The following is a 23367-nucleotide window of genomic DNA, read 5'->3' on the forward strand; positions in this document are numbered from 1 at the left end:
AATAAAATTCAATAACTTAGAATAAAGCCAACAGAAAGCCTCTCTACCACCCATTTAAAATCAACAACTTAAATGAAAAAATTGTAATTAGACATTGATTTCAATGAGACATAGTTAACAAATTTGTTATTTGCACTTAATCAGGGGTGGTTATTAATTGAGCTCAAGCATATAGTTGTTTACATAAAAATAATAAATTTATTTCAATCAACGTGAACGCGCTTTCTGGAGCGGAATTTCACTCTAGAAAGTGATTAGCATCTATTTTTCGCATTAAATGAAATGTGCATTTCATTTAATGTGTCGACTAGGTGCACCATAAAAAGGAGGCAACAATGCCGTCACTGATACATGGAATGACTTCTCTACTTACTAACTCTATTTCAACGACAAAATCCATTTCTAAAGGGATCCTACGTAAAATCGCGATCATCGGCGCTATATTTGTTTTGGCTGCCTGTGGTGGTGAGGATGGTGAAGATACAATTAAGATTGGTGTCGCCATCCCTAACTTTGACGATACCTTCAATATTTACCTTAAAGATGCCATGGAGGCTTATGCCAACGATCAAGAAGATCTCAGTATTGTTTTCGTAGATGCCAAAGAAGATACCGCCAAACAACTAGGTCAGGTTGAAAACTTTATTATCCAGCAGATGGACGCCATCATAATCATGCCAGTGAATACTGATGCGACACAGCCAATGACAGACCGTGTCATTAGTAAAGATATCGAACTGGTTTATCTCAACCGCCGCCCAGCTTACCTTCCAAACAATGTCTATTATGTGGGTTCCGATGAATTAGCTTTCGGACAAACCCAAGCTAAATTCGTTGAAGACAACCTTGATGGCGGCCATGTCGGTATCTTAATGGGTATGCTAACCATGGAGGCAGCGATGCTGCGTACTCAGGGTGCTGAAGAATACCTAGGTAACCTTGACGGCTTTGAAGTAACCCGTAAGCAAACTGCAATGTGGCAACGTACTCAAGCGATGACAGTAACTGAAAACTGGCTTCATTCTGGTGAACCTCTGGACGTTGTGATTGCCAACAACGATGAAATGGCTTTAGGCGCTATTCAAGCGATTGAAGCAGCCAATAAACTCGATGAAATAATGGTCGTGGGTATCGATGCAACTCCAGACGGCGTTATGTCTATCGAACGTGGTGCACTCAATGCAACAGTATTCCAAGATGGTAGAGCGCAGGCACGTGGTGCTATTGATTCAGCTATTAAAGCCATTAAAGGTGAACAGCAAGATCAAATTACTTGGATCCCTGCAGAGCTTGTATCCAAAGACAACGTCCTAGCTTTCAAGTAATCATCAAACGAATCCTTTCGCTCCTGAAAAGTTAAACACAATATCGGCCCTACCCTCCCCTGTGGGGCCTGATTTGGAGATTGTTTTATGGACCAAGTTATCCTCGAAATGCGAGGTATTACCAAAACCTTTCCTGGTGTAAAAGCTCTCGACAACGTGCAGCTCACACTAAAAAAAGGCCGAGTTATGGCACTAATGGGAGAAAATGGAGCCGGAAAATCAACCTTAATGAAAGTATTGTTCGGTATTTACCAGCGTGATAGCGGTACAATCCAGTATCAAAACGAAAAGGTTGAATTTAATGGTGCCAAAGAAGCACTAGAAGCGGGTATATCAATGATTCATCAAGAATTATCTCCCGTATTACATCGCAGCATTGCAGAAAATATCTGGCTGGGCCGTGAACCAGTTAAGGGTAAGCTTCGCTTAATTGACCATGCCAAAATGTATGCTGACACTGAAGTCCTACTAAAAAGACTTGATTTACACCTAGATCCTCGCACCCTGATGAAGGATCTCACCGTTGCCACCATGCAGATGGTTGAAATCGCGAAAGCAATTTCCTATGACTCAAAAATCATCATTATGGATGAACCAACTTCTGCCCTTACCGATAAGGAAGTGGATCACTTATTTGATATCATCCGTAAGCTGCAGCAACAAGATGTCGCTATTGTCTACATAAGCCACAAAATGGACGAAATCTTCCAGATTTGCGATGGAATTACTATTTTCCGTGATGGTTGCTATGTCGGTGAACGAGAATCCAAAGATACCAATCATGATGAACTGGTGCAGATGATGGTTGGCCGTGAATTAGGTGATGTATTCCCACCTCCCACCAGTAAACCGGGTAAAGTCAGGCTAGAAGTGAAAAACCTTAGCAGTAAGGGCGCGTTCGAAAACATTAACTTCAAACTGCATGAAGGCGAAATTTTTGGCATTGCTGGTCTAGTTGGTGCTGGACGTACCGAGCTTATCGAAACGCTGTTTGGGGTAAGAAGCAAAGATGTCGGTGAAATCTGGCTCAATGGTGAGCAGATCGAAATCCGTCACCCTCATGATGCTATCAATAATAAGCTAGCGTTTCTCACTGAAGACCGCCGTCAGTCAGGCTTGTACTTGATGCTGGATATTTTCTCTAATACTTCAATAGCTCATCTCGACGCATATAAAATGAGTGTTGCCAACTTACTTGATGTAAAAAAAATGCGTAATGAGAGTGAAGACCATTGTAAAAAACTCAAGGTCAAAACTCCTCACATGAATGAAGCTATCGACAACCTCAGTGGTGGCAACCAACAGAAAGTACTACTTGCTCGCTGGATGTTGACCAAACCTGATGTGTTATTCCTAGATGAACCTACTCGTGGTATTGATGTTGGTGCCAAGTCCGAAATCTACAAACTCATGCGGCTATTAACGGGTATGGGTAAAAGCCTGGTAATGATCTCATCTGAACTTCCTGAGGTTATTGGGATGAGTGACAACATCATGGTGATGCATGAAGGTAAATGTAAAGGCTATATATCAGGTAGTGATGCTACCCAAGAAAATATCATGTCGATGGCACTTCATTAAACTTGCCCATCCAGCGCACCGCCCATCGACACATTGATTGAATAAAACATAACACTAAGGAATGTCGTTATGATTGCCAAAATAATTGAAGCTACCTCCGGCGAACAGTCCCATATTCTAACTGTCCGCAAGTTCTGTGCAAAATATGCTATCTACATGGTATTCCTTGCCATGTGCATCGTCATGTCATTTCTATCACCGGTCTTCTTGACCGTTGGCAATATGCTAAATGTCATGACTCAAATGGCCAGTATCGGCTTATTGGCCCTTGGCGTTACCATCATCATTATCACCCGAGGAATCGATCTTTCATCCGGTTCAGTACTGGCGCTAGCCGCTGTCGTTTCTGCCAGTATGGCGCAATCGATGGACTGGGCAATGCGCATGTACCCTAACATGCCTGAAATGCCTATCTTAGTTCCAATCATCGCAGCTCTTGCCGTTGGTGCCGCCTGTGGTTTAATCAGTGGTGCTTTGATTGCCTATACGGGTATCCCTCCTTTCATTGCCACCTTAGGTATGATGATCATAGCTCGTGGTGCTGCTCTGCTCTACTCTGATGGTCGTCCAGTTAGTAGTTTGATCGACTCTTACCAGTGGATTGGCCAAGGAAATATTGCCGGTATCCCAGTACCTGTCATTATCTTTATTGTCATGGCCATCGTTTCTTATATTTTGCTTAACTACACCCGTTTTGGTAAATACGCCTATGCCATTGGTGGTAACGAAACAGCCGCATACGTTTCTGGTATCAATGTTAAGAAATATAAAATTCTAGTCTACGCATATGCTGGGTTACTTGCAGGTATTGCAGCCCTTATACTTGCAGGCCGTATCAACTCAGGTCAGCCTGGCCTTGGTGTAATGTACGAGCTTGATGCAATCGCAGCTGCAACTGTAGGTGGTGTTTCACACGCCGGCGGTATCGGTACTATCCAAGGAACGATTATTGGTACCATGATAATGGGTGTACTGCAAAATGGCCTCGACTTACTCAATATATCCGCTTACTGGCAGCAAGTTGTGAAAGGCTTGGTAATCGTGGTCGCTGTTGTCTTCGATATGAAACGTCAGAAGAAGAGTAAATAGCGAAAACCATACGTACAACAATGATAAATACAACACGAGCCTATAAAGAATTAACTTTACTGTAGGACTTCACGTTGAAGTGCCACGTTTCTCCCCCTAGGGTTACGTGGCTTTTTTTATTTAAAGCAGTTAGATCTCAGAGCCTAGCTGTTTTAAGTACTGTTTCATATAGTTAGTGCGCTTTTCAGCTTCCTCTATCGCTGAACGGGTATTCATTTTATCTTTCAGCTTAAACAACTTGGTGTAGAAATGATCGATTGTATACTGCCGATCATTTAGCTCCCTATTTTCGCTAAATGGATCTTCGGCGTCATATAAGCCAACTCCCAAGCCCGAACTGACCTGAATGCACCGTGCAATGCCAATAGCCCCCAGCGCATCGAGCCTGTCGGCATCCTGGACAATTTGTGCTTCCACGGTTTCTGGTTTGATGTTCGCGCTGAAACTGTGCGCCACAATGGCATGGTGGATGGCTTCAAAGTACTCTGAGGGATAACCAATGCTGGCAAGAAACTCTACCGCTTTTTCAGCCGCAATGTGTGAGCTTCTAGCTCTATCAGGATGGTTTTTAGGAAATGAAAAACAATCATGCAAATAAGCAGCGGGCAGTACAACTTCAAGACACGCCCCTTCTTTGGCACACAATGCTTTAGCCGACTTGACCACCCGAAGTACATGATTCAAATCATGGGCTAGATCTTGCTGCATTTCAGATTGGATAAACTCAATAAAGTGTTTTTCGAATGTAGAAGGCACTTTTTCTCCTTATTAGTTTATAAACTCACTTCCGGCTTAGTCATGCACCATACACTTATCAGCTCTTCCCCACCATAGGACCCATTATAATTTTCACCAATATGCGATTAAGTTTGGCTACGCTTACTGCAATGTTATTAACCATCATTGCAACGCCATTCTTGTTATCTTGGGTTAAAAGACAACAAAAGCTAAGCCTATGATTCATATTTCAAATGTCATGCCTTTAATCGATAAGCAGATCAAAACAATGGCTACCAAAGAAGTCGTGCACTTCAAAACCTTCAAAAAAGACCGAGGTTTCATACTCTACCGTCAAGATAGTGAACTATTCCAGCTTATCGAGCACGGCTTCAAGAACACCTCTTTCTCAGGCGATGCTGATAAAATTAAAAAGCAAGCCAAGAAAACATTGCAGCGCGAGTTTCCGCGCAGTAACAAAATTTGGGTTGAGTATTTTGAGGGGGTTGAAAACCCATCAGACATCCAAGCGCACCACAGTAAGCAAATGTCACTTTTTTAGTCATATCTCAAACATTCAATCAGTTAGATACCTTGCTCGGTTTTTACTTCGCTAGCAGATGAAAAACCATTACAATGCGTGCGATTTTAGATGTTAATCGGGCAATTTCATTGAAACTTAGTACAAGATTGAAGCAAATTGAACAAATGGTCCCTACTGGCTACGACCATGTTTGGGATTGTTGTTGCGACCACGGACTCATCGGCGCTGCCCTGCTATCAAGACAAGCTGCTGACAACGTGCATTTTGTTGATATCGTGCCGGACCTTATGAGCACGGTAGAGAAAAACCTACAACGTTTCTACCCTGAAGATAAATGGGAAGTTCATTGCCTGGATGTCGCTAAGCTTCCGCTGAAGCAATACCCAGGTAAGCACCTAGTGATTATAGCTGGCGTGGGTGGCGATTTAATGTGCGAGCTTGTTGAAAGCATTTACCAATACGACCAAGGCGCTAACATTGATTTTTTACTATGCCCAGTAAACAACCCATATATACTGCGCCAAAAGCTCACAGAACATCAATTCGGTCTTAAGCATGAAGTACTAATTGAAGATAATCGGCGTTTCTATGAAATCTTACATGTTTCATCCCACATGGATGAAAACAGTCCAATCAACGCGGTGGGCTGCAAAATTTGGCACTCTGATACCAAGGAGCAAGCCGATATCATCACCCGCTATATCGACAAGACTTTAAGCCACTACCGTCGCCTTCAGCGAGGAAGTGCCGATAATGTAGAGGCGATTATCGAGCGTTATAGCTCAGTTACGGGTTGAAAGCCTCTGTACATCTGCAAGTAGCCACTCTCTACGACTTGGTAAGTTTCAAAACCAAACTTTTCATATAGTGATATCGCGGCCTTATTCTTAGGGTGTACCCCAAGACGTACACCCACTTTAAGATTGTCAGTACGAACGAGTAACTCTCGCATTAATGCCGATGCTACACCCTGCCCTCGGTATAGAGGCTTCACCGCCAAGGCTAGCTCAGGACAGTCTGCATGACACACAGTCAGGCTGGATTTGTAACGCACTTGCACAATCCCCATTACTCCACCAGTATCATCTAATGAAAACAACCCGAAATCCCCTTCTTGTCCCCAATCATCAAAATATTCTCGGATATGAGGTAACTCGAGGACTTTCAAGTCATGGTCGGGTTCGTCATCTGGGGTCCAAAGCGCAACAAATAGTAGGCGCTTTTGTAACTCGCTATCAGATACTGTTATGTCTCGAAAATTCATTCTAATTTAAGCCACTCCTACGATCTTAATTTAACTTGAGCCGACACCACGATAGAAGCGTCCGCCGCTTGCTCAATCTCGAAATACCCACCCGACACTGAAAGTTGCCGTGCAGACAACTTAGTGACTCCCAATTTGTTGAACCAATATGGCGCCAGTGAGCATTGCGCAGACCCCGTCGCTAAATCTTCATCTATCCCGATTTTCGGCGCAAAGTAGCGTAAAACATAACTGTCGGGCGCACTCTGAGCCGTGACTATCACAGCATGAAAGTCTTTAATCTTTTTCATCTGGTCAAAATCAGGCACAAAGTTAGCGACAGCATCTTCCGTCTCTAACACCAAAATTAAATCACGGGTTGAAAACACGTCAGCAGCGGAAATATTGAAGTCTATCTTATCCATTGTTGTGTGCTGGGCATCCCAACCTGGCAGGTTAATTTTATATCGACCGCTTTCCTTTGAAATAACGACTTGCCCATACTGGCTGACAAGCGTTACCGAAGCCAAACTGTATTTGGATATTAAAGCCGCGCCAGCACCTAAACTGCCGTGTCCGCACAGGTTTATTTCACCTTCTAACGAAAACCAACGAATATCAAAGCCTAAATCAGACTTAACAACAAATGAGGTAACTGGTTGTGCCAACTCTTGGGTTATTGCGAGCAACTCAGCCTCATCTGGCCACTTTTGCAACTCAACAACGGCGCAAGGGTTTCCTCGAGCGGAGTCACTACAAAATACATCGTAAATTTGCGCTTTTATCGTGCACCTTCCTTGTGATTGTTCAGTATTAAAAAGACGCGGCTATGGGCTATGGGCTATGGGCTATGGGCTATGGGCTATGGGCTATGGGCTATGGGCTATGGTACCTTAACAGCCGCGCAGTGGTTAATCTCAAGTGTATTGATTGCATTGTTGCAATCAATAGCTTGGTTTTCAGCGGAAACTGTAAAAGACAAACTCGCTAAAGTAATAATTAAGCACCTTTTCATATGCCACCCTATATGTGTATTTAAACATTTTGCTCAGCGACTAAGGACTTTGACTCTAGCCACTTCAACACAACTAACGCCGCAGCAGAGCAGACTGCTTCATCATTTCCATCGATAAAATTAAGTTCTTCTATCTCTGCAGCAGGAGCTAACTCACCAGAAAACTCAGCGAAATAACAGGTGAGCTTTACAGAGACGCCTTCAGCTTTGCCATCAGCTTGAGCCGTGAATGTTTCCATATACTCAATGCTTTCCGGAGCAAGCTCGACAGATAATTCTTCCTGAATTTCGCGGATAAGCGCTTGTTCATCGCTTTCTCCCGCTTCACGTTTACCTCCAGGCAAGTAAAACAGCTCTTTACCTTTAGACCTTACGACTAAGAATTTACCCTTTTGGATGAAAACCCAAGCAAGTTTGTCGATAACTTTATTCATTTATTTTCCACAGTGGATTCAAGTGGTTTTCTCTTGAACAATAGAGTTAAACAGCGTGTGCCAACCACTTACATGGCTCTAAGCTCATGTCTGTAAACCTAGCCGTAAATGATGATTTCAAAGGGCTACAAGCGTAAACGCCAAAACTCACTTTGTTCTGCGCTGGTAATGGCGGATTACATTTCCCCATCTCAGCTGTTGTTTCACCAAGCTTATGGAGATGGAAGATTCGCATTTGTTTGAAGGTCACACCGTCAAGCGAGGACTCAATCAAGAAGTCAGGACCACGGCGGTTTAAGCGGTACCAAATCTCATTTGGCAGCGGAATATCTGATGTGGCCCAATCTGAATAGCCCAAGTTTGTGACAACGCTGCCCAACCTTGAAAACTCTTCGTTTTCGTATTCTATCGACGCCTTAAACCAGTTTTCATTATCGAGATAAATAATGAGTCCACATTGATCAAACTGCGCCTGATAGTCAAAACTCACTTTCGCTGTAAAAGTGAAGTTATCATCGGATTCAATCTGCAGTGCCGGAGCATTATCATTGCGGAAGCCATAGTAAGAGCGCTGCCAGAAATCTGTTTCAGGCTCTGTAGTGATAAAAACCATCTCTTTGGTCACTTCACTCACTTTAGGCTCAAAAATCCATTTACCTACTGTAAAATCTACCATTTATTCATCTCTGTTATTTCTTTCCCAATCACCAATGCAAATGGCTGGGGTTAGTTCCTTAAACACATACAGTATCCATAGCGAAGATATCCCAAGCAAGATATATATGGCTAACCGTGTACCTCGATACTGTCTTTTGGCGCCTCTTCTCGACTGTCCATACCATAGTCGCGGATAACACCCGCCACTCTTAGCCTGTAGCTTTCAAAGACACCGTTTCTACCTTTTGCTTGAGCAAGCCTATGGGATTCTAAGCGGCGCCATTGTTTGATTGACTCTTCGTCACGCCAAAATGAGAGAGACAAGACTTTGCCTTCGTTGGTCAGGCTTTGGAAACGCTCGATAGAAATGAAACCTTCAATTTCTGCTAGCAAGGGTCTGATCTCATTTGCAATATCAAGGTACTCAGACGTTTTCCCCTCAGCCACCTGAACTTCAAAAATAACAGCTATCATAGTTGACTAACCTACTAAAAATTTCTCTGTATTTTAGTCAATTAGCACAAGATTAATTTGACGCTCCGCAAGAAAACAAAACGGTAATAGCTCTTATGTTCTCGATTCATAAATGCCCTCAATCAGAACGACTTGGGCATTGTTAGGACGCATACTTTGAGGTGGTCATACCGAAGCAGCTAGGGAGCCCAAATCAATTGAAGACGAGGCAACTTGTGGCCACATTAGGTGGCTTTGGTCTTCGCAAATTTTAAAAGGCACGACCCAAAGGCGATGTCCGTCATCAAGATCGAAATAGTGCTCTAACGGATAGGCAAAGTTATCTTGCCATGGGTAGATCAATACAACATCCCTCCCACACTCAATGACCGATTCATGTGAACTTGAGCGCTTTAAATACTTCTTCGCATAGGCAAACATTTGGTAAACATCGGATTGAGAAATATTGGAGTGGCTCACACTGTTATCAAGTAACTTCCACTTAGTATCAAGCACGACCTTATTTTGCTGCCCTTGCTTGATCAATAGATCCGGCCTTAAGCAAAACTTGCCACGCTTGTCATAGCTAGCCAAATGCTGCCCAGTCGCCTGTGTCGTTAAGGTCAGCTCTGGATACGTTCGAGAAAGTTGCTCTGCCATAACTTTTGCAACGTAACCTTCAAAGACCTTTTCCATTGGAAATAATAATGAAGCTGCATTTTTGCTGCCTTTCATTGTCTGTGGAGAAAGGCCATCTAAAATTATTTGGCACCACTCTAGAGGAATCTGGTAATAATTCATCCCTCTATCTAGCCTTAACCGAGTAAAATCCAGCTTGTAATCACGACTTCTAGGTACTTCATGAAAAACAAACAATAATTCTTGCAAAAGCTTTTGATTCACAGCGCTACGAGTGAATTCCTTCACCTTGATTAGCGCAGCATGAATAAGCCTATTGGCTGGCCGATCCAACATGAACTCATCGTATTCACAGTAGAAATTGTGTTTGTTGATAATATTATGCCTAACTTGCTTACCGACATTCAGTTTCCCTTTTAAAAACGCAAGATTGTCTTCTTTACGTAGATAATCACTCCTTAAACCGCGTTTTATCAACATATTGACTGAGTTTAAAAACTGGCTGATAAACACCTCAAGCAAAGGCATTTTTTGCTGATTGATATTTGCGTTTGAAGTCTGAATATGGGCAAAGCCCTTCAGTGCCTTAAGCATAATTAACAATGATTGCCGTGCTTTGTCATACGCATCAGTACCGCTTCCGTTGATACTGTCACTCGCCAACTGCTTCCCGATTTTTGGCAAAACCTCTATCTGGGTCTTGTCAGGCGTGAAAATAACTCCGGCATAATTCTGTACTTGCAGTACTTCCATACTATTGCGACGTCGAAGTTGAAGTAGTTGGCTTTCGCTTTCATCACTCAAACAAAGTTGTTTTAGGTAATCGTAAGCCATGTTTGATACAACTTTGATATGTGGAGACGCAGCAACACTTTGTGATGCGTCTTCACCCACTAAGCAGTCGAATTCAAAAAGCGTAATCTCGTGTTTAGCTTTCACTAGGCTCACTCACTGACATTTTGTACATAGCAATATAGGCTGCGGGGTCATCCCATACACTCCCTTTCGCAAACGGCTTAACTGAGTAGGTTACCTTTTTGTCTTCGTAGAGGTCTAAGCCATGCTCGGAGCCAAACAAATCAGCATACAAATCTTCTTGCTTACTTAAGAAACGTAAGTGTTGTTCAGACTTTTGGCTGTCTCCTAATACCAAGCGAATCTTGTTCCAGTCTTCATAGAAATACTCTTCAAGCAAAGGGATAATCTTATTCTTGAATGCCTGCTGCAGCTCAATGAAAGCTTGATCTTCATTTTCTTCATCGTAAACAGGGAAGAAAAATGCATGTCCTAGCGTATGCTCACGGTCATAAAGCACTTCAATGCGTCTATTTAGCGTCTCTAATAACCGAGTTAGATCAATACCCTTCACTTTTCGGTTCTTGAACAGCTCAGGCTTTGGCATCATCTCTTTGAAATCGAAACGACGACGCAGCGCTGTATCCATCATTGCTAAAGAGCGATCCGCCGTGTTCATCGTACCAATGATAAAAAGGTTATCCGGCACCGAAAAAGACTGTCCAGAATAAGGCAAAGTCACATCTAATTGCTCTTTTGCACCTCTTCGCTTTGAAGGCTCAATGAGAGTGATCAGTTCACCAAATATTTTCGAAATATTACCCCGGTTAATTTCATCAATAATCAGCGCATAGTTTTGACTGTGGAAGCCCACTGATTCTGATTGTACTCTTTCAATGTTGACGCCATGGGCTTTGAGATGAGTTAGCACATCAGATACTGACAAGCGTGAAAGTGGGTAGCACGTTGGGAGATTGAATTGTGTGTTCTCATTAAGCTCTTTGAAATCGACAGAAAACCCTTTAGCTAACCAGTTCACTGGCAATTGATGGTTATAATCACCGCGAGTAGGTAGCCCGCCATCAACATATCGATAAGGGCCGGCTACAACACCAACGGCTTCAACAGAGGTTTTACTATCAATACAAACGACTAAGTCCCCTTCCTTCATATCTTGGGAGAAATAATTGAGTGAATTCTGATTATTTTTCCCTTCAGCATTGAAGTAGTCATTGCGAATTGGCGAAGAAAGATCACCTGTCATTCCCCAACCGATGGCAGCAATATTATTCTCTAAACAGTAAGTCTTGGCCGGATTTTGATGCGCCCCTTCAATAGATAGCTTCCAAACCTTCCCTGCACTATTGATATCAGAATTAAAAACGGGCTCTGATCGTAAAGCAGCGTCGCAAATAGACTTAAATATCCCATTACTCACTTTGTAAGCAATTTGATTGTCAGGTGTAGCTTCAGCTTTCAACCCCTCAACAAACTCTTCATAGCCGTAGCTTTGGTGAAAAGTAACAAATCGAATACGTCCCTCGCTACACAACTGCGCGTATTTTTTAGAAAGCTCTGTACGCTGTACATTGCTTGCACCAATTCTCTCATCAATATTAAGCGCTGAGTAAAAATCAGGGTCAACCGCCTTAACAGCGGCCTCGATGGCATGGTAAGTCTTACCGGTTCCTGGAGGGCCAAATAAAATCTGGTTTAATGGGGAATTAATCGCCTCTGTTTTCATGGCGTTTTCGATAATATCAAGAATTGGAGAGTTTTTATCCATATCAGTACTAAGGCTCTTTTTATTTAATAACAACACACGGAATTTATCCCACAACTCTTCAGAAAACGGCGAGATAAAATGATCACCTTTATTTTCAATCTCTGGGTCTGATAGGAACAACGCATAGCCTGGGAAAAGATTATGAACTTTGTCTCTCGCTGAAAACGTTAAGAGCAAATCATGTTTAAATTCAATCGAAAACACCCAGGTATTATTAATATAAATTTTTAACGCGTGAATTCTCGCTGCTGCATCAGTACCTGTGATTCCTTCACTACCCAGTTGCAACCCGCCTACTTTGTTTTCTTTAAGTTGCTCAAATAGCGGCTTGATCAAATCTTCCAGCAACCTAGTTACAGTCCCACTGTTCGCTACCTTTTCGCGTATCTCAGGGTGAAGAGTGTTTAAGCGCTCTTCAACCCCAAGCTCTAGGATGCTGTCAATGATCATCAAAACTTCCCCTATGTATCTTTTCTAAGCTCATACCCTAATACTCAACACCTTAACAGAATGACATACTGTTTGTAAATCATAGCTATTGAAACTGTGGTTTACAGAACAACTAAAACAAGCATTGCTCGACAAGAAGGATGTTGAATATAGCTACCAGAAACGTGGGTTCTCAGGTAGAGAAATGCAGAAAGTAGTATTGAAAATTGAGAAACTCAGTGGATTACACTTATCGAAGAGACACGACTCTCGCCAAATCAGAAAGTGATAGCTAAAGATGAAGATTACACAACGATTGAGGCCAAAGTCATAAAGACGCTAACGGATAGCCTCAAGAAGTACAGTTAGCTGTAATACAAATAGTTGGGGTCAGGATTTTGATATTAGCGTCTTTGTTTTTTAATGTGCTCTTAGTAAGGTGATTACGAGCTTATAGGCCCATTCTCAAATTGCTTTGAGCCATCTGTTATTTCATTCCACGGCGCTTTAGAACCCGTAAAAATATGAAAATTTGGCTTATGCTTCAGAATATCATCTAGGATACCCAGACGAATATTATGCTTCCCTGTTTTCAGCTTTCTTGAATACAAACTCGATCCGCAGTTACTGCAAAATGCTAGTTCTGTTTCCTCACTTTTTGGGTATATAGTTATAAACTCGTCTCCGGATATAAGACGAAACTTCTCTGAGCTTAACCCTCCAACCGAAGAGTAATCCGATCCGGTGAATTTACGACATTCTGAACAATGACAGTTCCCCATATAATCAAAATCATCAGGGACTTCAATTTGCACCTTTCTACAAAGGCATGAACCAACCAACTTTTTCATCATTATTACCCTTAATTGTAAATACCCTATGGTATGGGTTGCTCCCTCGCAGCCACTTAACCTACTCGCTAAGTGCAGTTATTGTTATCGGTGTTTGTATTGAGAAGGGCAATAACCCCGGCTAACCTGCTTGCTACGCAGTTTTACATGCTTAGTTTTTCGGCCTGATACTCTTGAGCGCCAAAGTTTGAAGCTGCCTGCCTTGAGTCTTTTGCGCATGAAATGAATCACTTCCTTTTCATTTAAGCCAAACTGGAGTTCAATGGCTTCAAATGGCGTCCTATCTTCCCACGCCATTTCAATTATTCTAGACTCACACTCGCTAGTAAACTGCATCATACTATTCCTCATCCAAAGAAATAAGTACGCAATTGTAATAGGTTCAGATTACCTCATTTTAGTTTTACCCTACTGATACACACTAACTTCGATAAGGTTCTTATCCGGGTCCAAAAAATAGACCGATTGGATAGCACCAACCGCTCCTGATTTTTCAACAGGCCCCTCAATGATTCTGATATCATGTTTGACCAAATGATCTATCACATCTTGCAGGGACCAATTCGAAATGAGGCAAACATCGCCAGAGCCAACATTAGCGACATTTCGCGGTTCCTGGCCGAGTAGCTGAAAATTTATCTTTTGATTACCGAACCTTACTGCCTTTCGACCGTTCGCAAAGGTGACTTCTTCCATACACAAAACCCGCTTGTAGAAATTAACCGCATTTTGTATATCTGAAACGGTAAGAACAATATGATCGAAATGACTGATCATCATTTTACTCCTTGCAACTGGACGACCTTGCTATTTCACTGAACCCAGCAAGACGCATTGTTAACCGAATATTTCCCAACGAAAATACGGACGCTGACCATCCATTCGCTCTATTTCTGCTCCTAGCTTTGTATAAAATTCATGCGCTTTAGTGTTGTATGGACTGGCTGTCCATGAAATGTGAGAACTTAACGATTTTTCAGCTTCTACTTTCAAAGCATGCATAAGTTCTGCACCGTAACCTCTCGAACGATGGCTGCTAACCACTAGCAAATCATCAAGCCAAATAGATGGCTCACCACTAAATGATGAATAGCGATAATGAAACAACGCAAACCCCTGAACTTCTCCATTGAGTTCCAGTAACAAAGCATGAGCAAATGGACAGTCGCTAAATAAGGTGCGTTCAATTTTCTCTTTAGTTGTAGAGATTTCGCCTGTGAAGCCTTTCATACCTCGGTCAAATTCAGCTTTTTGCTCGATAAGTTCCAACAACGTACTGGAATCTGGCTTGGATGCTTTCCTTACGTTCACTTTATTCTCCGTAATTTAATTTTTTGGGTTGTAGCCAGATAACTGTTCAACAGTTTGTTATTAGTTTGACTCTACGTTCAACACCTTTTCTAACCAGACAGAACTGATGTACTCTCCTTTTTTCTTTGCGTACTCATTGAAAATACCAATTTCTCTAAACCCAAAGCGTTTATGTAAGGCTATTGATGCATCATTGGGTAATGCGACACCTGACAAGGCCCTGTGAACTCCATGGTCAACAATAGATGAGAACAGCCTCGCGTAGAGTTTTGAGCCTATACCTTTACTTTTGGCTGTTGAAGCAAGATAAACGGTAACTTCAACTGTATCCTCAAATGCCGAAATATCCCTATAAGGTTGGGAGCAAGCAAAACCCAACAACTCTCCATTTTCGGTAGCGACGAAAAGTTGATGCTTAGGATTACTTGAGAACTGAGAGAACCACTCTTGACGATTTTCTATTGAAAATTGTGCTACCTCGAAACGTGCATTAGTGTGTTCAATATAGAAGTTAAAGATATCGGTAATACCCGCGATATCTGACAAATAACCTTTTCTAATATCCACGAAATGTCCTTTTTCTTTCCTATAGCACCCAATGAATGACGGAGCAACGCAACACTGTAGCCGTTGAGGCCCTTTTAATCACTTATTTCAATACTTATAACATTCCAAGCGTTGACAAAACTCTTAACAGTTTGTCAGCTATTTTTTCTTGAAGGAATCAACTAGCTGAAAAGATTCATCCAACAACTTACCTCGCTCGTCGAAGTCCGATACCCGATTGAGAAGCATATGAATCTCAATATAACGTGCCCTTACCTCGGCAAAAGCATCTGAATGATAACAACGATTAATCCATTCAATCTCTTGTTCTGATAAGCTTTCTAAAACCCTATCAGGAACATATTCACAATACTCAACCATACTGAAATCAGACATATGCCACATGTCTATAGGCTGTACTTTTTCATGTAGTATCCATGGCAGCAAATACACATTAGAAAGCATGGTTTCAGCTAACTCTCCGTAAGCGAGATCAACATTACCCATACGATACGTCAGAATCGAACGACACAGCATTTGAATAGGCTCTCCCATGTCATCCGAGAACTGGGAATCATGCCACCCTATATACTCTTCAGCTTTCTTTAGGTCATTAAGCACAAGTAACAACGGAAACATTAGGTATCTCTTGCCATAGCCGTCAGAGATACAGCCAAAGTCTCTCAACTCTCTATTAAAAGCTGATTTGTAGCTGGAAATTTTTGCTCGTATTTTCTTATCAGTATCTGGAATTTCAGACATCGTCAAAGTTACCCCTATTTAGCTAACAGCTTAATAATTTGAATCATTCTGTAGTATATTCATCAACATACCACCTTTTCCTTTCATGACTAAAGATGAATATCACAATCGCAAGCGCGCTTAACAAAACATCAAATTTTCAATGAGCGTAAACTCGCACCTTACACAGTACATTTCCGCCAATACGCCTTGGAATGAATATTCTAATTATGCATGGCTTTGCCAGATAATGAAAAAAACGTTTCATAACAATGCATAAGCCATTACAATAGATTAAGGAGTCATTGAAGGGAGTAAGAGATGTCCGTTGCCAATAACCTAACCGAACTGCAAGATCAGATAAGAACGCGTTATAGCGATCTTAGCAAACGTTTACAGCAGGTTGCTCGTTATGTGCTAGATAATTCCAACAGTGTTGCCTTCGATACCGTTGCCACGATCGCCAGCCAAGCTGAAGTGCCCCCTTCAACCCTAATCCGTTTTGCCAACGCTTTCGGTTTCAATGGCTTTAACGATATGAAACAACTGTTTCGTCGTAACCTGGTTGAGGAAACAGCGAGCTATACCGAACGGGCCAAACTGTTCAAAGAACTGGATGCTGATCAAAATGCTCCCGAAAGCCCTGCGATGATTTTGCAAGAGTTCGCCCGCGCCAATGCCCAGGCGATGAACCACCTAGCGGTACAGACGCCAAGCGCTAAGCTGGAGCAAGCTGTAGAGATTCTCAGTGAGGCAGAAAACATCTACCTGATTGGCCTACGGCGTTCTTTCAGCGTTGCATCGTATCTTACCTATGCCCTACGCCACCTCGAGCGTCGAGCCTTTCTTATCGACGGTTTAGGCGGGATGTTCAAAGAGCAGCTGTCCATGATAGGTCCTAAGGATGCAGTACTGTCGATCAGCTTTAGCCCTTATGCTCAAGAAACGGTTACCCTCAGTGAAGTCGCTTCACAAGCCGGCGCCAAACAGATAGTGATTACCGATAGCCAGGTGAGTCCTCTTGCGACCTTCAGTGATGTTTGCTTTGTGGTCAAAGAAGCCCAAGTCGAGGCTTTTCGCTCGCAATCAGCTTCGCTTTGCCTGGCGCAAACTTTGGCGGTCTCATTAGCTTACCGACAAGGTTCATCAACCAATGGCTTTGAAATTAACGTGCTTAGCTAGCTGCTTGAAGTTAAATTGTTATTCAACAGAAAAAGCCCCGCAATTGCGAGGCTTAAAGAGTGATAAACCAAGGGGCGATGTCATTGGGGGGTAACTTCACCCCGTGCCGTCATCACTCAGGAGGCTATTAGCTTGGATGTTACTTCCCAGCATTAAAGCTTGATGGTTTTGCCCTGCTTCATCGACTCAAGCGCGGCATCTGCCAACACTAGCGCGTACTCACCATCAGCACCGCCACACTCAGGCTCTTGGCCTTCAAGCACATCAACAAAGTCTTGCCATTCAGCAACATAAGCCGCTTCATAGCGCTCAAGGAAGAAGTGCTGAGGTTTCGCGGCCACGCAGCCTTCTTCACCCCAGTGCTGAACCAAGTTTTCTTTGACGTTGTGTGCCTGCAGCAAACCTTTCGAGCCGTGCAGCTCAAGACGCTGGTCATAACCGTAACCGGAACGGCGACTGTTGTTGATGGTTGCAATCGCACCTGATGGGAAGTTCAATACCAATACTGCTGTATCGATATCGCCAGCTTCACCGATAGCCGGATCAACCATGCAGCTGCCTTGTGCAGTGATCGACACAGGATCTTCACCCATAATGAAACGTGCCATATCCAGATCATGGATAGTCATGTCACGGAACATCCCACCGGATACTTTGCTATATTCAGCTGGCGGTGGTGATGGATCACGAGAGGTGATCACCAAAGATTCAGGCTGGCCAATCACACCGGCATTTAGCTGGTTCTTCACGGCTCTGAACTGAGGATCATAACGGCGGTTGAAACCTACCATCATTGGCGCACCGTGCTGACGCACTGTTGCCAAACAATCACGTACTCGGCTGATATCCAAATCAATCGGCTTTTCGCAGAAGATCACTTTGCCATGCTGGGCAGCCATTTCAATCAAGTCGGCATGTGTATGGGTTGCAGAGCAAATGCAGACTGCGTGGACATTCGGATCAGACATCGCTTCGTCGATCTCTTGAATTTTCGCGCCGTACTCTTCAGAAATCTTCTTCGCACCCTCTAGGTATGGGTCGATGATCGAATACAGTGTTGTCTTTGGATGCTTTGCAATATTGACAGCATGCACTTGGCCAATCCTGCCAGCGCCAAATAATGCAATATTAAACATGTCTCACTCCTTTGCCGGAAACTAATTATTGATGTTTTCTTGCATATTGCTCATCGTTTATCCATTGGTGGTCATCTTCCCAAGTGAACAACCATTTACGGGTTGGCCCAGCCATCACATTCAGGTAATAGCTGTCGTAGCCAGCAATGGTTGCCACTGGGTGATACCCCTTGGGTACTTGTACGACATCTTTGTCGTATACCGCCATGCACTCGTCCAACGAACGGTCGTCGGTGTAAACTCGCTGCATACAGAACCCTTGAGCTGGGTTCAAACGGTGGTAATAGGTTTCTTCCAGATAAGTTTCGCTTGGCTCTGCATCCTGATCGTGCTTGTGGCTCGGATACGAGCTGGTGCAACCTTCGTCGGTATATACTTCGACGACCAGCAGGCTGTCTGCCTCTTTGTAATCAGGCAGGATATTGTGTACAAACCGCTGGTTATTCCCTGCCCCACGCTGCTCGGCATCAATATTGTCAGGTGTAATTAATCGGGTTGGGAAGTTGCCTTGGCCAGGCGCTGTACATACCGCCAGTTCAAGCTGGGTATTCGCCACCACTTTAATTGCCTCACCTTTTGCGACATACACGGCATAAGGCTTTTTGCGCTCGAACGGGTTCATCCTGTCGCCAATATTCTCAAAGGTTTGAGACGGTGTCGTCACGGTGGCAAAACCACCTACCAACACTAGGCACACCTCATTGTCACTGGCTGGCAGATCAATACTTTGGCCACTTTCCAATTCAAATACTTGGAATCCAACATATCCCCAACCTGCTGATTCTGCTGTAATATTTTGGGTATTACCTTGCTGGTCGGGTGCATGATATTTGGAGAGCAGTTTTGACATAGTGGCTTTCCCGTTCATATTATTTTGAAAAATATTTTTCAAAATAATATGAAAATAAAAAAACCTTTTCAAACCAATTATGAAACAAATAATTCATTTTGTGGGCGAGGTAACATAGAAGTTATTTCTTCATTTTTGATGAAATAATTGGCATAGAAATGGCTCGAAATGCCACTCGTCAATTTACGTTTTTGTCGTAGGAAACAGGTCAAAAATGAATAGCAGACAGGCTCGATTAAGGGTGAGGAAGGACTCTTTTCAGTGCTTGAAAAATAACGGTGAGATAAAAATAAGGCCAGGTAACCACCTAGCCTTATCGTCACTATGAATGATGCGCGATTAATTTATCGACGGCGACTTGGCAGCATATCTGTCATTGAACCTTCCACCACCTCTGCTGCAAAAGCGAAGGTTTCAGCCAAAGTTGGATGAGCATGAACGGTATGGGCGATATCTTTCGCCGTTCCGCCAAATTCAAGCACCGCTGCAGCTTCATGTATCAGTTCACCAGCGTTCTCGCCACAAATCCCAGCGCCCAGTAAGGTCCCTGTTTCTTTGTCAAATAACGCTTTGGTCACGCCATTGGTCGCACCTACGCTTTGAGCACGGCCACTTACTAGCCATGGTACTTTACCAGTGGTGTAATCGATACCTTGCTGCTTGGCTTCTTTTTCAGTCAGACCGACCCAAGCCACTTCTGGGCTAGTGTAGGCAACTGATGGAATCGCGACCGGGTGGAAGGTGGCATCCATACCTGAAATCACTTCAGAGGCAACCTTACCTTCATGGGTAGCCTTATGGGCCAACATTGGACCTTTGACGATATCGCCAATAGCGAAGATATGCGGTACAGAGGTCTGCATTCTGTCATTGACTTCAACTAACTTGTGATCGCTGATAGCCACACCGATATTTTCCAAGCCTATACCCGAGGTATTTGGCCTGCGGCCAACGGCAACCAATACCGCATCAAACAGCTCACTCTCTGGCGCTTTCTTGCCTTCGAAAGCCACATTGATACCTTCCGCTTGGGCGGTCATATCTGTGACTTTGGTCTTCGTCAGCATCTGATAGGTCTTCTTTGTCGCTTTAAGCAACGGCTGTACAACATCTTTGTCTGCAGCAGGGATGATCTGATCTTGTGCTTCGACAATGGTGATCTCAGAACCTAACGCTGAATAGACCTGCGCCATTTCCAACCCGATAATTCCACCACCGATAATTAGCAGTTTTTCGGGGATGAAAGGCAAGGACAATGCATCCGTCGAGTCCCAAACCCTAGGGTCTTCTGGGGCAATTGGCAATTTCACCGAGTGAGAACCCGTTGCGATGATGGCATGCTTGAACAACACCTGCTGCTCACCTTCACCTTTGACCAGCAGCGAATGCTCGCCAGTGAAGTGGCCTTCACCTTGGATACGCACAACTTTTCTTGCTTTGGACAAGTTGTCAATACCCGCTGTCAGTTCGGAAATCGTTTTCTCTTTATGGGAGCGAAGCGCGTCAATATCAATATTTGGCTCGGAGAACGCAATACCCATTTGTGCACCATGCTTAGCATGCTCTACCAGTGATGCTGCATGAAGCAGGGTCTTCGAGGGAATACAGCCCACATTGACACAAACGCCACCCAATGTATCGCGCTTTTCGACGATACACACCGACAACCCAAGATCTGCAGCTCTGAACGCTGCGGTATACCCACCGGGTCCACCACCGAGTACAACAACATCTACGTTGATAGATTCCGTCATTACAATTCCTTCTCTGCCTGATAATTTGCTTCGGTTTATAAGCATCTGGATGAACAGCTTTAACCCAGACTAAGGCAAAAATAAATCGCAAAGTTGGAATATCCGATGTTGGTCCACTTAATTGAGAATTTTCGCCACCATTTTGTCTAGCGGCTCAATGTTTATGTTTTACAGCAATAACGAATATTGCACTGATGATGAGCATCTTTCAGGCAAAAAAATGGCCCTTCTTACTCACTCTTAGAGTGATTGAAAGGGCCGAATACTAGAGATAGTAAAGGTAGTGCAGGTGGAACAAGTTACACGGAATAACAGTGAGTTAGCTGTTTAGCACGTTGAATTACCTTTGATAAAAGCCAACCCCGACAAGCTTGTTATCAAGGATGCGGAAGAAGGTATGTTTATTTTCGACTTTGCCCGAAGTCGGGTTTAACCATGGATAGGATATTTCACCCCGACCCGTTTCTTCTGCCAGCTTTAGCATCTCCCCAATCATCGGTTTACCTTGGATGCTAAAGACCTTTCCGACCAAGTGTGGGGTGGCACCATGGGCGAGGAATTCACCAGTGCGTTTATCAAGCACAAACACATACAAGTCATTTTTCACAAACTGACTATCATGGCGATTAAAAGCATTGAATGCTTTCTGCTCATCGGTAATCAATGCTTTTGTCGCTTCATCAAGGAACCCTTTGGCCTGATAGGCAACAGCGCGCTGCGGGTGATAACCTACGGCCACAATGACATCACCAACTCGCTTGAAGAAAGTGCGCTTTGGCTCACCAGAACTGTCGACAGGATTGGTCCAGTGATACTCCACCACACCACCCCCTGTCACTCTGGCTTGAGCTATCATGTCTTGGAAGAACAATTTCCCGTACATATCGGCGGTAGATTTCACATTGTCCCCCACTAACACAGCTGATGAACCGCCGCTGGCAAGAAATACGCCATCCATATCGAGCGCGTATACATACAATTCGTTATCGGTGAATCGGGCCTGATTGGCAAAATCACCCACTGCCTCAGCGCCGTCCCGCTGGATATGCTCGACCGCCTTATCCAATAGCGCCATCGCTCTTTGCGCGGCTGGCGTAACAATCGGTGGCGTCTCAGTATTATTGCTATTGCCCGTTGTTTCCTGCTGCATCACATCAGTGGCAGAAACTGACGTACCCATCAAACCGGTTATTATTACAACCAGCGTGCTAACTAAAATTCGCGAAGGCATTTGAATCCTCGTTATTTTATTCATATTCACCTCTAACATGCTCAATAGCCCACCAAGGACGGTAGCCACAGACTTAACTGAGGAAAGAAGGCGATAAGGAAAACCCCGACAACCGACGCCATAACAAACGGATGTATCCTCGCGGTAATTTGCTCGACCGTTGACCCACCTATTCCGGATGCAACAAAGATATTCTCTCCCAGCGGAGGGGTAGCAAAACCAATTGAAAGCGTACACACCACAACGATACCAACATGGGTCGGATCTGCGCCCAGCATATACATGATTGGTAGCAGTACCGGCACAATGATCATAATTGCTGCCAAGGTTTCCATGAACATACCGATAAACAGCAGTAGCATAATGGTTAGGGCCCATACCATGTACATATTGTCAGTCAGGCTTAATAGACTATCGGCAACAACGACCGGAATTTTTTGTTCGATCAGCAACCTGCCGAACACTGTCGCAGCAAACAAGATCAGCAGTACCCGCCCGGTGATCCAGGTCGTCGTTGTCAGCGAGTTGATAATGTTCTTGAAGGCCAGTTCACGATGCACGAACAAACCGATAAACAATGAGTAGAAAATGGCCACAATTGCTGATTCGGTCGGGGTGAATAACCCTGAGTAGATCCCACCTAGAATCAGGAAGGGAGCAAGCAGTGACCAAATTCCTCTCCTCACGGTGATGCGTATATCACCTGTAGACCAGTTTTCGGTCAGTCCTTTATAGCCCCTTTTCTTGGCAATCATATAATTGGTTGCCATTAGGGTTGAAGCCATGATCAAACCAGGGATCACGCCGGCAACAAATAGCTTAGGGATAGACAGTGACGCAAATTGGCCATGTTGAGAAATCGCTTCTGGTGGCGGCATTAGGCCCATGGCCGAAATACCGAATATCACCAGTGGGATTGAAGGTGGAATGATAATACCTAGCCCACCTGAAGCAGCCGTTACTGCCGAGGCATAGCTACGTTCATAGTCCCTTTTCACCATCGCTGGTACCATCAGCATCCCAACTGCTGCCGTTGTCGCAGGGCCTGATCCTGATAT

General features: G+C 43.7%; 25 protein-coding genes. 6 read left to right on the forward strand and 19 right to left on the reverse strand.

Going from position 1 to position 23367, the window contains the following annotated elements; translation table 11 throughout:
• The first annotated feature begins 335 nt into the window (after positions 1-335).
• The 3 genes from BIZ37_RS20750 (at position 336) to BIZ37_RS20760 (ending at position 3995) form a co-directional block, all read left to right on the forward strand.
• The gene (locus BIZ37_RS20750; RefSeq protein ID WP_187463119.1) at positions 336-1325 is read left to right on the forward strand and encodes a substrate-binding domain-containing protein; all 990 of its coding nucleotides are present in this window, start codon (positions 336-338) and stop codon (positions 1323-1325) included.
• 87 nt (positions 1326-1412) lie between these two features.
• Complete coding sequence (locus BIZ37_RS20755) at positions 1413-2906, forward strand: sugar ABC transporter ATP-binding protein (protein WP_187463120.1); 1494 nt, start codon at positions 1413-1415, stop codon at positions 2904-2906.
• A gap of 69 nt (positions 2907-2975) precedes the next feature.
• Complete coding sequence (locus BIZ37_RS20760; protein WP_187463121.1) at positions 2976-3995, forward strand: ABC transporter permease; 1020 nt, start codon at positions 2976-2978, stop codon at positions 3993-3995.
• Positions 3996-4124: 129 nt separating this feature from the next.
• Here the strand turns inward: BIZ37_RS20760 and BIZ37_RS20765 are convergent, their stop codons facing one another.
• Complete coding sequence (locus BIZ37_RS20765; RefSeq protein ID WP_187463138.1) at positions 4125-4703, reverse strand: HD domain-containing protein; 579 nt, start codon at positions 4701-4703, stop codon at positions 4125-4127.
• Positions 4704-4950: 247 nt separating this feature from the next.
• On the opposite strand from BIZ37_RS20765, the gene BIZ37_RS20770 reads away from it, so the two are divergent.
• Positions 4951-5274, forward strand: a complete 324-nt coding sequence (locus BIZ37_RS20770) for a hypothetical protein (protein WP_187463122.1) — start codon at positions 4951-4953, stop codon at positions 5272-5274.
• A gap of 110 nt (positions 5275-5384) precedes the next feature.
• Positions 5385-6053, forward strand: coding sequence for a tRNA (adenine(22)-N(1))-methyltransferase TrmK (locus BIZ37_RS20775; RefSeq protein ID WP_222939760.1), 669 nt, complete (start codon positions 5385-5387; stop codon positions 6051-6053).
• Here BIZ37_RS20775 and BIZ37_RS20780 read toward each other — a convergent pair.
• The 13 genes from BIZ37_RS20780 to BIZ37_RS20840 form a co-directional block, all read right to left on the reverse strand.
• The gene (locus BIZ37_RS20780; protein WP_187463124.1) at positions 6032-6520 is read right to left on the reverse strand and encodes a GNAT family N-acetyltransferase; all 489 of its coding nucleotides are present in this window, start codon (positions 6518-6520) and stop codon (positions 6032-6034) included. The genes BIZ37_RS20775 and BIZ37_RS20780 overlap by 22 nt on opposite strands.
• Positions 6521-6537: 17 nt before the next feature.
• Positions 6538-7284, reverse strand: a complete 747-nt coding sequence (locus BIZ37_RS20785) for a PhzF family phenazine biosynthesis protein (RefSeq protein WP_187463139.1) — start codon at positions 7282-7284, stop codon at positions 6538-6540.
• Positions 7285-7534: 250 nt separating this feature from the next.
• The gene (locus BIZ37_RS20790) at positions 7535-7948 is read right to left on the reverse strand and encodes an NUDIX domain-containing protein (RefSeq protein ID WP_187463125.1); all 414 of its coding nucleotides are present in this window, start codon (positions 7946-7948) and stop codon (positions 7535-7537) included.
• A 46-nt stretch (positions 7949-7994) separates the two neighbouring features.
• Positions 7995-8624 carry a DUF1349 domain-containing protein gene (locus BIZ37_RS20795; protein WP_187463126.1) on the reverse strand — a complete coding sequence of 210 codons (630 nt, stop codon included), beginning with the start codon at positions 8622-8624 and terminating at the stop codon, positions 7995-7997.
• A 110-nt stretch (positions 8625-8734) separates the two neighbouring features.
• Positions 8735-9079 (reverse strand): antibiotic biosynthesis monooxygenase, encoded by a 345-nt coding sequence (locus BIZ37_RS20800; protein ID WP_187463127.1) that lies wholly within the window; start codon positions 9077-9079, stop codon positions 8735-8737.
• 165 nt (positions 9080-9244) lie between these two features.
• A complete protein-coding gene (locus tag BIZ37_RS20805) occupies positions 9245-10636 on the reverse strand; it encodes an McrC family protein (protein WP_187463128.1) in 1392 nt (463 codons plus the stop codon).
• Positions 10626-12728: an AAA family ATPase gene (locus BIZ37_RS20810; RefSeq protein WP_255526845.1), complete on the reverse strand. Its 2103-nt coding sequence runs from the start codon at positions 12726-12728 to the stop codon at positions 10626-10628. Before BIZ37_RS20810 ends, BIZ37_RS20805 begins: the two co-directional genes overlap by 11 nt.
• Before the next feature lie 422 nt (positions 12729-13150).
• Positions 13151-13558, reverse strand: a complete 408-nt coding sequence (locus BIZ37_RS20815) for a GFA family protein (RefSeq protein ID WP_187463141.1) — start codon at positions 13556-13558, stop codon at positions 13151-13153.
• 84 nt (positions 13559-13642) lie between these two features.
• Positions 13643-13894 (reverse strand): TIGR03643 family protein, encoded by a 252-nt coding sequence (locus tag BIZ37_RS20820; protein WP_187463142.1) that lies wholly within the window; start codon positions 13892-13894, stop codon positions 13643-13645.
• Positions 13895-13966: 72 nt separating this feature from the next.
• Entirely contained in the window at positions 13967-14335 is a 369-nt protein-coding gene (locus BIZ37_RS20825; RefSeq protein WP_187463143.1) for a VOC family protein, read from the reverse strand.
• 60 nt (positions 14336-14395) lie between these two features.
• On the reverse strand, positions 14396-14869 hold the full coding sequence (locus tag BIZ37_RS20830) for a GNAT family N-acetyltransferase (protein WP_187463129.1): 474 nt from the start codon (positions 14867-14869) through the stop codon (positions 14396-14398).
• A gap of 60 nt (positions 14870-14929) precedes the next feature.
• Positions 14930-15436: a GNAT family N-acetyltransferase gene (locus BIZ37_RS20835; RefSeq protein ID WP_187463130.1), complete on the reverse strand. Its 507-nt coding sequence runs from the start codon at positions 15434-15436 to the stop codon at positions 14930-14932.
• A 138-nt stretch (positions 15437-15574) separates the two neighbouring features.
• Positions 15575-16177: a hypothetical protein gene (locus BIZ37_RS20840; RefSeq protein WP_187463131.1), complete on the reverse strand. Its 603-nt coding sequence runs from the start codon at positions 16175-16177 to the stop codon at positions 15575-15577.
• Between the two features lie 300 nt (positions 16178-16477).
• On the opposite strand from BIZ37_RS20840, the gene BIZ37_RS20845 reads away from it, so the two are divergent.
• Positions 16478-17338 (forward strand): MurR/RpiR family transcriptional regulator, encoded by an 861-nt coding sequence (locus BIZ37_RS20845; RefSeq protein ID WP_187463132.1) that lies wholly within the window; start codon positions 16478-16480, stop codon positions 17336-17338.
• 152 nt (positions 17339-17490) lie between these two features.
• Here BIZ37_RS20845 and iolG read toward each other — a convergent pair whose 3' ends face one another.
• The 5 genes from iolG to BIZ37_RS20870 form a co-directional block, all read right to left on the reverse strand.
• Positions 17491-18474 carry an inositol 2-dehydrogenase gene (iolG, locus tag BIZ37_RS20850; protein ID WP_187463133.1) on the reverse strand — a complete coding sequence of 328 codons (984 nt, stop codon included), beginning with the start codon at positions 18472-18474 and terminating at the stop codon, positions 17491-17493.
• A 25-nt stretch (positions 18475-18499) separates the two neighbouring features.
• The gene (iolB, locus tag BIZ37_RS20855; protein WP_187463134.1) at positions 18500-19324 is read right to left on the reverse strand and encodes a 5-deoxy-glucuronate isomerase; all 825 of its coding nucleotides are present in this window, start codon (positions 19322-19324) and stop codon (positions 18500-18502) included.
• Positions 19325-19668: 344 nt separating this feature from the next.
• Entirely contained in the window at positions 19669-21078 is a 1410-nt protein-coding gene (lpdA, locus tag BIZ37_RS20860) for a dihydrolipoyl dehydrogenase (RefSeq protein ID WP_187463135.1), read from the reverse strand.
• 340 nt (positions 21079-21418) lie between these two features.
• Positions 21419-22309: a cache domain-containing protein gene (locus BIZ37_RS20865; RefSeq protein ID WP_255526846.1), complete on the reverse strand. Its 891-nt coding sequence runs from the start codon at positions 22307-22309 to the stop codon at positions 21419-21421.
• 41 nt (positions 22310-22350) lie between these two features.
• The coding region (locus tag BIZ37_RS20870) for a TRAP transporter large permease (RefSeq protein ID WP_187463137.1) at positions 22351-23367 on the reverse strand (1017 nt) is incomplete at its 5' end.

Source organism: Photobacterium sp. BZF1 (assembly GCF_014349205.1).
GTDB lineage: Bacteria > Pseudomonadota > Gammaproteobacteria > Enterobacterales > Vibrionaceae > Photobacterium.